The organism is Kitasatospora phosalacinea, assembly GCF_000716545.1.
In the GTDB taxonomy this organism is placed as follows: Bacteria; Actinomycetota; Actinomycetes; order Streptomycetales; family Streptomycetaceae; genus Kitasatospora; species Kitasatospora phosalacinea.
This window is the reverse complement of the sequence record NZ_JNWZ01000112.1, coordinates 1-10,060: the sequence shown is the minus strand read 5'-3', so window position 1 is coordinate 10,060 and position 10,060 is coordinate 1. Positions and strand designations below refer to the sequence as shown.

Genomic DNA, 10,060 nt, shown 5'->3' with positions numbered 1-10,060 from the left:
AACAAGGAGTATCGTCGGCAGCGTCAGATGTGTATAAGAGACAGGCCTCGCCCTCGACGCTGGTCGCCGTGCCGCCGCCGGACACCCCGGCCGCCGGTCCGGGCCCGATCGAACCCTCGGTCTGGGCGACCGTCCTGCTCGTCACCGTCCTGCTGCCGGCCGCGCTCGCGGCCCTCGCCGGGCAGCACTTCGCGTTCTCCAGGAGGAGCCGTTGAATCCCGCTCCGTTGTTCGGCGCCCTCGGGGCCATGGCGCTCGCGGTGGGCGCGCTCGCGGTGGCGCACCGCCTGCGCCCCGAGGTGCCGGAGGGCGAGCCGTTCCCGGAACCGCACCCCACCCTCGGGGCGATCGGCTCCGGGCTGCTGTCCGGGTTCACCCTGCTGACCGGTTTCCTGATCGCCACCGGCTGGGCCGCGCACAGCACCGGCATCGTCCCGCCCGACGGCCTGTACATCGCGGACCTCGCGGCGGGCGGCGCCGTCCTGCTCTACCCGTCGCTCGCGGGGCTGCCGTTCACGCCCCGGTACATCACGGCGGTGTGCCTGTTCGGGCTGCTGGTCGGCTACGTGATGGTGACGGCCGTCCAACTCCGGCCGTAGGGACCGCGCCGGGGACCGTGCGGGGAGGGGGAATGGGGTGCCCCGCCGGCCCGTGGGTGGGGGGTGGCCGGCGGGGCTGGGGAGGATGGTTCAGGAGGTGGTGCAGGCGGTGCCGTTCAGCGTGAAGGCGCTCGGGGTGGTGTTGTTCGACCCGTAGGTGGCCTGCAGGCCGAAGCTGGTGGACGCGCCGGCCGCCAGGGTGCCGTTGTAGCCGAGGTCGGTGGCGGTGACGACGGCTCCGCTCTGGGTGACCTTGGCGTTCCAGGCGCTGGTGATCTTCTGGTCACCGGGGAACGTCCAGCCGAGCTTCCAGCCGGAGATCGTCGTGCTGCCGGTGTTCTTCACCGTGACGTCGGCGGTGAAGCCGCCCGCCCAGGAGTTGGCCCGGTACGCGATCGAGCAGGAAGCGTTCCCGGTCGGCGGCTGCGAGGACGGGGGCGGCGAGGACGGCGGCTGGGAGGACGGCGGCTGCGAGGTGGGGGGCTGGCTGGACGGGGGCGGCGAGCTCGGGTCGGCCGCGTTGACCGCCAGCTGGTAGGCGATGTCGGGGACGAACGTCCCGGCCGCGGCGGCGCAGCCGTCGGCCTCGCCCGGGGGCTTGATCCACAGGAAGGCGTCGATCGCGCTGTCGTTGGTCGCGGCGGTCGGGTAGTTGCCGATCTTGCGGCCGGTCGGGTCGCACCAGGCGCTGCCGGCCGGGCCGTTGCCGTTGCGGCTGGTGTCGATGACGGCGTGCAGGTTGCCGGGGTTGCCGAGGGCACCCAGCAGGTTGTGGGCGAACGAGGCTTCGTTGGAGGTGGTGTTGAAGTTGGAGACGTTGGTGAAGAAGCCGTCCGAGTTCAGCACGCCCGCGCTGCGCAGCCGGTTGGCCTGCTCGGAGGGGGAGTTCCAGGTGGAGTGGCCGCCGTCGAGGTAGACCTTGGCGTTCGGGTCGGCGGCGTGGATGGTGGTGACGGCGCGGGCCAGCGAGGCGAAGCGGTCGTTCTGTTGCTGGGCGCTGAGGCAGGTGGTGAGCGCGACCGAGTCCGGCTCCAGCACCACGACCGCGCGCGAACTGCCGAGCCCGGCCGCGAACTTGCCGACCCAGGCGTCGTACGAGGCGAGGTCGGGGGCGCCGCCGGCCGAGGCGCCGCCGCAGTCCCGGTTGGGGATCATGTAGGCCACCAGCACCGGCACCTGGCCGGACTGGGAGGCGGCCGAGGTGATCGTGCGGACGTCGGAGGTGATGGTGTCCGGGCGGTAGTTGGCGAACCAGATGCCCTGCGACTGGCTGGCGATCCGCTTGGAGATCACCGGCGCCCGGTAGTCCCCGGGGTTGGCGGCCGCCCACCTGACGGCCTGGGAGGTCGGGTCCTTGTAGAACTGGGTGTCCGGGGCGAGGCTGCCCTGCACGGCGGCGCCGGCGCCGCCCTGGGCGGCGGCCACCAGGCCGACGGCGGCGGTCACGGCGGCGAGGGCGAGGGCGGCGGCGCGCCGGGTCGGCCTGGCGGGCGTGACGGCGGTGCGCGGGTGGGGGTCGGGGGTGTGCACGGTGTCCTCCGGGGGTGCTCTCGGGTGGGAGAGGCGGCCGGCATCGAGGTGGGGGCATGCTGACCGGGGACGATGCGGGAACCGGAGCGTGGGAGCGCTCCCGCAGCGGACCGCGGCCGATGCTAGCGGCCCGACCCGCCCCGGCGGCAGGCCCCCGCACGCCGCGAACTCCCGCCCCACCGCCCGCCCTCGACCGGCTTCCGCCCTGTCGAACTGCTGTCGAAGGGGCCCTTCGCACACGTTCCGTCCCACTTCGGAAGGGGGTCGGAAAACCCGCCGCGACCGAGAAACTTTCACGCCCGGGAAGGGCCGGAACGGCCGGAACGGCGAGGACGGCGGGAGCCGCGGTCAGGCCGCGGTCAGGCCGCATCGACCGGCAGTTCGGCGAGCCGCCATTCCAGCATGCCGCCGTCGAGCCGCAGGGCCCGCCGGCCCCGGGCGCGCAGCAGGCGGACGGCGTCGTGCGCGAGGGCGCAGTAGGCGCCCCGGCAGTAGACCACGACCTCGGTCTCGGCGGGGAGTTCGCCGATCCGGTCGGCGGGCTCCTCGACCGGGAGGGAGAGCGCGCCGGGGATGTGCCCGGCGGCGTACTCCTCGGCGGGGCGGACGTCGAGCGCGACGGCCCGTCCGGCGGCGACCAGGGCGGGCAGTTCCTCCCGGGTGAGCGTGTCGTCCTCCTCCGGGCCGAGGTAGGCGGCCAGGGCGGGGGCGACGGCGGCCTGGTGGCGGGCGGCGACCAGGCGCAGTCGGGCGAAGAGGGCGGCGACGTCGTCCCCGGCGAGGCGGTAGTGGACGCGGACGCCGTCGCGGCGGGTGGCGACCAGCCCGGCCTGCTTGAGGATCTGGAGGTGGGCGGAGGCGGTGGTGAGGTTGAGGCCGGCGGTTCTGGCGAGCGCGTCGACGGTGCGCTCGCCCTGGGCGAGCAGGTCGAGCAGTTCGAGTCGCTTGCCGTTGGAGAGCGCTTTGCCGGTGGTGGCGAACGCCTCGTACAGCTCGCTCTTCGCGGCCCGGTCCGCCATGGCGGTCACCCCGTTCCTCGCGGACTCCATGGAATAAGGGTACTGCGGTCGACCACCTCACCCCTGCGGCTCGCGGACGGGTTCGGGCAGGTCGAGCGTGGCGACCTGCTCGCCCATCGCGAGCATCCGGTTCAGCAGCGCGGGCCGGCTCAGCAGCGTGTTGCGCAGCCACAGCCCGCGGGCGGTGCGCGGGGCGAGGAAGGGGCCGGTGCGGTCGCCGCCGCGCTGGCAGCGTTCGGCGTAGGGCCGGACGGTGCGCTCGTAGCGGGTGAGCGCGGCGCGGTGGTCGCCGTCGGCGCGGGCGAGTTCGGTGGCCAGGACGTACGCGGCGACCAGGGCGGTGCCGGTGCCCATGCCGCCGATGGTGGCGCCGCAGGCGGCGTCGCCGAGCAGGGCGATCCGGCCGTCGGACCAGGCGGGGACGTCGGCGCGGCTGATCGAGTCGACGTACAGGTCGCGGTCGTCGACCTCGTCCAGGGTGTCGAGCAGGTGCGGGACGGGGTGCGGCAGGTCGGCGAAGCGGGCGCGCAGCAGGGCCTTGAGCCGGGCGGGGTCGTGCCGGTCGAGGGCGAGTTCGGGCGAGGCGAACAGCAGGAAGGCCCCGGCCAGTTCGGGGTCGCGGGGGTCGGCGCCGGCGGCGGCGAGCCGGCCGGGGGTGTTGGTGCCGGTGCTGCCGGCGGGCAGGCCGAGGCGGTTGGCGAAGGGCCAGGTGGCGGCGTAGTAGCCGAGGTGGCGGACGTACCGCCGTTCGGGGCCGAAGGCGAGGGCGCGGGTCCGGGAGTGCAGCCCGTCGGCGCCGATCACCAGGTCGAAGCGGCGTTCGGGGGCGTGCCGGAAGGCGACGTCGACGCCCTCGGCGTCCTGGCGCAGGGCGGTGACGGTGTCGCCGAACAGGTACTCGGTGCCGGGAGCGCTGTGCCGGTGCAGCAGCCGGGCGAGCTCCCCGCGCCGGATCTCCACCTCGCCGCCGGCGAACTCGGCGGGCAGGTGCAGCCGGGTGCGGCCGCGGACGTCGGTGAAGGTCATCGGGGTGCCGCCGGTCTGCCGCTCGCGCAACTCCTCCAGCAGGCCCATCCGCCGCAGCACGGTCAGGTGGGTGGGCCCGCGGAAGTCGACGGCCTGCCCGCCGGCCCGCAGCGCGGGGGCGAGTTCGACCACGGTGGGCCGGTGCCCGTACCGGGCGAGCCAGTACGCGAGCGCGGGGCCGCCGATGCCGGCGCCGGAGATCAGGATCCGCACGGGGTTCCTCCTGTTAATTGCGTCCACTGGACACAGTTCGATGCTGTGTACGGTAGACGCAGTTCCGGGTCGCGCACAAGGCCGGCCCCCGGCACGAGGAGGGGCCGTGACCGAACCGCACCCGGCGCTGCGGCTGCTGTGGGAGCCGCCCGCCCGACCGACCAGGGGGCCGAAGCCCGGCCTCACCCTGGAATCGATCGCCCGCGCCGGGATCGAGATCGCGGACGCCGAGGGCCTGGCGGCGGTGTCCATGCAGCGGGTCGCGGGGCTGCTCGGCCACACCAAGATGGCGCTCTACCGCTACGTGCCGGGCAAGGCCGAGCTGGTCGCCCTGATGATCGAACACACCGCGGGCGACCCCCCGCCCCCGAGCGGCGCCCCCTGGCGCGCGCAACTCACCGACTGGGCGCACCGGTTGGCCGCCGTCCTGACCGCCCACCCCTGGCTGCTGGACGCCCTCTCCGCCCCCCGCCCCACCGGCCCGCGCGAACTCGCCTGGCTGGAACGGGTGGTGGCCGCCCTGGACGGGCACGGCCTGACCGGCGCCGAACGGATGGACGCCGCCGTCCTGCTGATCGGCCACGTCCGCGCCATCGCCGCCCAGCACCGCCAGTCCGCCACCGGCTCCCCCGAGGCCGAACTCCTGCACGCCCTCGTCCCGCTGATCCACGCCCGCGCCGCCGACTACCCCGCCCTGGCCACCGCGCTCACCGAGCCCCCCGGCGGCCGCGACAACGCCTTCGACTTCGGCCTCGACCGCATCCTGGACGGCCTCGCCACCCTGATCGACCACCGCACCCGCACCCGCTGACCGGGCGGCCCGCCGTCAGCCCCGCGCCTCCCGCGCTGCCCGTACTTCCCGCACCTCCCGCGCCTCCCGCCTGAGCGCGACGTACAGCAGCGCCGCCGACACCTGGAGGGCGGCGAGGCCGGACGGACAGGACCGGACACCGCCGCCCACCGCCACCCACCGCCGGCGGCGCGGACGGCCGGGCCGGGGCACCACCGACCGGTGACGGTCGGTCAGGACTCGCGGCCGCGCGGGGCGGCGCGGTGGCGGCCGCGCCGGGCGGGGGAACGCGTCGCGGTGACGGCCGCGGCGACGACCAGCGGGGTGAGCAGCAGAACCATGGTGAGTTGCATCGTGGTGCCTCCGGGTGTCCGGGTGGTCCGGTTCCTGCTGGTGCGGTTACCCGTACCTGGCGCGGACATGTGGACCGGTCCGTCCGGGTCACCCGCCCGGACCGCGCCCGGCCCGGTTCCCGCCCGTCCGGTCGCCCGCCACCGGTGGATCTTCCCGGGCAGACGATCCGTCAATCTGCTTCCCGGGGGCGCTCGGGCAGCACGATCGGCGCGCCCCCGCGCGGGTGCGCCAGCACCTCCACGGGGTGCCGGTAGACCCGGCTGAGCAGGGCGGCGTCCAGGACCTCGCCGGTGGGGCCGGTGGCGACGGTGCGGCCGGCGTCCAGCAGGGCGATCCGGTCGGCGTGCGCGGCGGCCAGGGTGAGGTCGTGCAGGACGACGACCACGCCGCGTCCGGCGGCGGCGCGTTGCCGGGCGATCCGCAACACGAGTTCCTGGTGGCGCAGGTCGAGCGCGGCGGTGGGTTCGTCGAGCAGCAGCAGCGCGGTGTCCTGGGCGAGGATCCGGGCCAGGGCGACCCGGGCGCGTTCGCCGCCGGAGAGCGCGGTGAACGGGCGCTCGGCGAGGTGCGCGCACTCGGTGGCGGCCAGCGCGGCCGCGACGGCGCGCTCGTCCTCGGCGGCGGAGCGGGCGCCGGCCCAGGGGGCGCGTCCCATCCGGACCACCTCGGCGGCGGGGAACGGGAAGGACACCTCGTGGTCCTGCGGCAGCAGGGCGCGGCGGCGGGCGAGTTCCAGCGGTCGGTACCGGGCCAGCGGGCGGCCGTCGATCCGGACCTCGCCGCGCGCCGGGCGCCGGTCGCCGGCCAGTACGGACAGCAGGGTGGACTTGCCGGCGCCGTTGGGACCGAGCAGCGCCAGGATCTCCCCGGCGCGCACCTCCAGGTGGACGTCCGCCAGCAGTTCCCGTCCCCCGGCGGCGCAGCCGACGCCGTCGGCCTCCAGTAGCGCGGTCATGCCCAGCCTCCCTGGCGGCGTCGGGTGCGGCGCAGCAGCCAGAAGAAGAACGGGCTGCCGAGGAGTGCGGTCAGGACGCCGAGCGGGAGTTCGGCGGGGGCGGCCAGGGTGCGGGCGGCCAGGTCGCCGGCGACCAGGACGAGCGCGCCGCCGACGGCGGAGGCGGGCAGCAGGAAGCGGTGTCCGGGCCCGGCGAGCATCCGCAGCAGGTGCGGGACGACCAGCCCGACGAAGCCGATGATGCCGCTGACCGCGACGGCCGCGGCGGTGAGCAGGGCGACCACGGTGATCAGCACGATCCGCATCCGTTCGACGTCCACGCCCAGGTGCCGGGCCGAGCGTTCGCCGAGCGCGAGCAGGTCCAGGCGGCGGGCGTAGCGAGGGGCGACGGCCAGGCCGAGGGCCGCGAACGGCAGCACGGCCAGCACCTTGGCCCAGCCCGCCTGGGAGAGCGAGCCGAGCTGCCAGAACGTCACCTGGCTGATCGCGGCGGTGTCGGCGGTGAACAGCAGCAGCCCGATCAGGGCGCCGCAGAACGCGTTGACGGCGACTCCGGTGAGCAGCAGGGTGACCACCTCGGTGCGCCCGCCGCTGCGCGACACGGCGTAGACGACGCCGACGGTGAGCAGCCCGGAGGCGAACGCGGCGGCGGTGACGGTCCACGAGCCGAGCGCGTCCAGGCCGAGCACGATGCAGCCGACGGCGCCGACCGCGCCGCCTGAGGAGACGCCGATCACGGCGGGTTCGGCCAGCGGGTTGCCGAACACGCCCTGCATCAGCGCCCCGGCGCAGCCGAGCGCGGCGCCGACCAGCAGGGCCAGCACCACCCGGGGCAGCCGGACGTTCCACAGCACCGATTCGGGGACGCGCTCCAGGGCGTGGCCGCCGAGGTGGGCGCGGTGGGCGAGCGAGGCGAGGATGTCGCCCGGCGGGATGGCGTAGGCGCCGGTGCCGGCCGCGAGCAGCGCGCAGACCAGCAGGGCGGCGCCGAGTCCGGCCAGCAGCAGCGGGCGCCGGTCGCGGGCGGGCTGCTGCGCGCGCGGGGGCGCGGCGGTCTCGGGCAGGGTGGCGGTCACTGGGCGTCCCGGTGCAGTCGGGTGGCGATCTCGCGGAGCACCTGGGGGGTGCGCGGGCCGTAGGAGAGCAGGCGGCCGTCGTCGACGGAGACGATCCGGCGGTCGAGTCCGGCGGGGGTCTGGGCGACGCCGGGGAGCTTCAGCAGGCCGTCGACGCCGCCGACCGACTCCAGGCCCTTGCTCATCACCAGGATCGCGTCGGGCGCGGCCTCGACCAGGGCTTCGCTGGTGAGCGGGGTGAAGTCGCCGGTGAGGTGGGCGGCGGTGCCGGCGTCCTCGCCGCCGGCGGCCTCGATCAGCGAGGGCGCGCCGGAGTCGGGGCCGCCGAGCAGGAAGACGGAGGCGCTGCCGCGCAGGTACAGGAACGCCACCTTGGGGCGGGCGGCCCCGGCGGCCGGGAGCTGCGCCCGCACTTCGGCGATCTGCCGCTGCGTGCGCTCCTTGAGCCGCGCACCGGCCTCGGGGACGCCGAGCGCGGCGGCGACCGCGTCGATCCGGGGGCCGATGTCGGCCAGTTGCTTGGCGTCGTCCAGGACGATCAGCGGGACGCCGGCGGCCCGGATCTGTTCGACGGCCTCGGCCGGTCCGGTGCTGCGGTCGGCGAGCACCACGGTGGGGTGCAGGGAGAGCACGCCCTCGGCGGAGACCTCGTGGGCCTGGGTGATGACGGGGAGCTGCGCGGCCTGTTCGAAGGTGGTGGACACGTCCCGGGCCACCGCGCGGTCGCCGAGGCCGAGGCTGAACACCAGCTCGGCGAGGCTGCCGTTGAGCGGGATGATCCGTTCGGCGCTGGTGACGGTGGTCTGCCGGCCGTCCGCGGAGGGGACGGTGACGGGCAGTCGGGGAGTGGGCGGGTCGGGCAGCGCCTCGATCCGGTCCGGGTCGGCGGTGGCCGCGGCCGGTGCCTCCGGGTCGGTGGCGGCCCGGCCGGTGGCGCAGGCGCTCGCGCCGAGCAGGAGTCCGAGGACGGCGAGCAGGACGGCGGGGGCGGTTCTGGTCCGGTCGCGGAGGGTGCGGGTCAACCTCGGGCCTTTCTCGGTGCGTTGACGTTCCGTCGCGGCCGACCCGAGGGGGTCGTGGGCGGAACACTTGACCCATATATTAGGTTAGCCTTACCTCACTTAAACAGGGGGTGGTTTCTCCGCACCCCCCGCCACCTGCCCTCTTCCCCTCCGCCGAGGAGTGATCCGCCATACCCGTCCCCGGACGGCCACCCGTGCCACCCCGCCGCCCGGCCGGACGGGCGCGCACCGCGCTCGTGCTGCCGCTCGCCCTGCTGCTCGCCCTCGCCTGGCTCCCCGGCCGGGCCGCCGCGGCCGACCCGGCCGTCTCCGGCGGACGCCTCGACTGGGGGATCAAGCAGTCCTTCCTCAACTACGTCACCGGCCCGGTGGCGGGCGGCAAGTGGGCGCTCACCGGCGGCGCGGCCACCGTCGGCGGCTCGGCCTTCCGCTTCCACTCCGCGACCGGCGGCTACGACCCGTCCACCGGCGCGCTCTCCGCCGCCTTCCAGGGCGGGGTCCGCTTCACCGGCCACCAGGAGAACGGCACGAACGCGCTCGACCTCGCCCTCTCCCACCTCACCGTCAAGGCCACCGCCGACGGCAGCGTCGCCCTGTACGCGGACGTCAGCTCCAAGTCCCGGGAGAGCGGCAGGACCACCAGCACCGGCCAGGCCCGCCTGGCCGACCTCTCGCTCGCCGGCGTCTCGCTCAAGAACGCCACCGGCACCCTCACCCTCAGCAACGTCCCCGCGACGCTGACCCCGGCCGGGGCGGAGGCCTTCGGCGGCTTCTACACCGCCGGGACGCCGCTGGACCCGCTCACCTTCTCCGTGACGCTCAAGACCCCGGCGTCCACCCCGTCCGCGGCGCCCACCCCGTCCGCGACGGCCGCCGACCCCGTTCCGTCCGCCACCCCGTCAGCGTCCGCCACCCCGTCAGCGACCGCGTCCGCGACCGCCACCGCGCTCGACCGGGGCGCCCTCGACTGGGGCGTGCGCCGCACCTTCCGCGACTACGTCACCGGCTCCGTCGCCCGGGGCGGTTGGCAGCTCGGCGGCGGCGCGGCCGACGGCGGGGCCTTCTTCCGCTGGACGCCCGCCCACGGCAGCTGGGACCCGGACACCCGCACCCTCGACGCGGCCTTCGCCGGCGCCGTCCGCTTCACCGGCCTGCGCGAGGGCGACACCGCGGGCCTCGACCTCACCCTCGCCGACCCCCGCCTCACCACCAGCGGCGCCGAGGGCCGCCTCACCGTCGACGTCTCCGGCCGCACCCCCGACGGCACCACCCGCACCAGCACCCCCACCGAGATCGCCACCTTCGACCCGGCCGCGCTGGAGACCGCGGACGGCCTCCTCACCGCCACCGACCTCCCGCTCACCCTCACCCCCGCCGGCGCGAGCGCCTTCGGCAACCTCTACCCCGCCGGCACCGCGATGGACCCGCTCACCGTCAGCCTCCCCCTCACCCCCACCGCGACCGTCCCCCCGCTCCC

At 75.8% G+C, this 10,060-nt stretch carries 10 protein-coding genes; 4 read left to right on the top strand and 6 right to left on the bottom strand.

Annotated elements, in window-relative coordinates; translation table 11 throughout:
• Positions 1–29: 29 nt before the first annotated feature.
• Both OO48_RS38725 and OO48_RS32980 read left to right on the top strand, forming a co-directional pair.
• On the top strand, positions 30–215 hold the full coding sequence (locus OO48_RS38725; protein WP_157845606.1) for a hypothetical protein: 186 nt from the start codon (positions 30–32) through the stop codon (positions 213–215).
• Entirely contained in the window at positions 212–598 is a 387-nt protein-coding gene (locus OO48_RS32980) for a hypothetical protein (RefSeq protein WP_167346497.1), read from the top strand. The genes OO48_RS38725 and OO48_RS32980 overlap by 4 nt, the downstream gene beginning before the upstream one ends.
• A 90-nt stretch (positions 599–688) precedes the next feature.
• Here the strand turns inward: OO48_RS32980 and OO48_RS32975 are convergent, their stop codons facing one another.
• The 3 genes from OO48_RS32975 to OO48_RS32965 form a co-directional block, all read right to left on the bottom strand.
• Positions 689–2,128, bottom strand: coding sequence for a glycoside hydrolase family 6 protein (locus OO48_RS32975; RefSeq protein WP_033223084.1), 1,440 nt, complete (start codon positions 2,126–2,128; stop codon positions 689–691).
• A gap of 359 nt (positions 2,129–2,487) precedes the next feature.
• Positions 2,488–3,177, bottom strand: a complete 690-nt coding sequence (locus OO48_RS32970) for an ArsR/SmtB family transcription factor (RefSeq protein WP_245194905.1) — start codon at positions 3,175–3,177, stop codon at positions 2,488–2,490.
• A 27-nt stretch (positions 3,178–3,204) separates the two neighbouring features.
• The gene (locus OO48_RS32965; protein WP_033223083.1) at positions 3,205–4,386 is read right to left on the bottom strand and encodes an FAD-dependent monooxygenase; all 1,182 of its coding nucleotides are present in this window, start codon (positions 4,384–4,386) and stop codon (positions 3,205–3,207) included.
• 106 nt (positions 4,387–4,492) lie between these two features.
• Here OO48_RS32965 and OO48_RS32960 point away from each other — a divergent pair, with 106 nt between their 5' ends.
• Positions 4,493–5,197, top strand: coding sequence for a TetR/AcrR family transcriptional regulator (locus OO48_RS32960; RefSeq protein ID WP_051733347.1), 705 nt, complete (start codon positions 4,493–4,495; stop codon positions 5,195–5,197).
• A 502-nt stretch (positions 5,198–5,699) separates the two neighbouring features.
• Here OO48_RS32960 and OO48_RS32955 read toward each other — a convergent pair.
• The 3 genes from OO48_RS32955 to OO48_RS32945 are packed head-to-tail and all read right to left on the bottom strand — an operon-like array spanning position 5,700 to position 8,583.
• Positions 5,700–6,485, bottom strand: a complete 786-nt coding sequence (locus OO48_RS32955) for a heme ABC transporter ATP-binding protein (protein ID WP_033223082.1) — start codon at positions 6,483–6,485, stop codon at positions 5,700–5,702.
• Positions 6,482–7,561 carry a FecCD family ABC transporter permease gene (locus tag OO48_RS32950; protein ID WP_033223081.1) on the bottom strand — a complete coding sequence of 360 codons (1,080 nt, stop codon included), beginning with the start codon at positions 7,559–7,561 and terminating at the stop codon, positions 6,482–6,484. The genes OO48_RS32955 and OO48_RS32950 overlap by 4 nt, the downstream gene beginning before the upstream one ends.
• Positions 7,558–8,583, bottom strand: coding sequence for a heme/hemin ABC transporter substrate-binding protein (locus OO48_RS32945; protein ID WP_033223080.1), 1,026 nt, complete (start codon positions 8,581–8,583; stop codon positions 7,558–7,560). The genes OO48_RS32950 and OO48_RS32945 overlap by 4 nt, the downstream gene beginning before the upstream one ends.
• Before the next feature lie 194 nt (positions 8,584–8,777).
• On the opposite strand from OO48_RS32945, the gene OO48_RS32940 reads away from it, so the two are divergent.
• Positions 8,778–10,060, top strand: a 1,283-nt coding sequence (locus OO48_RS32940) for an HtaA domain-containing protein (protein ID WP_033223079.1), incomplete at its 3' end; no start/stop codon positions are given.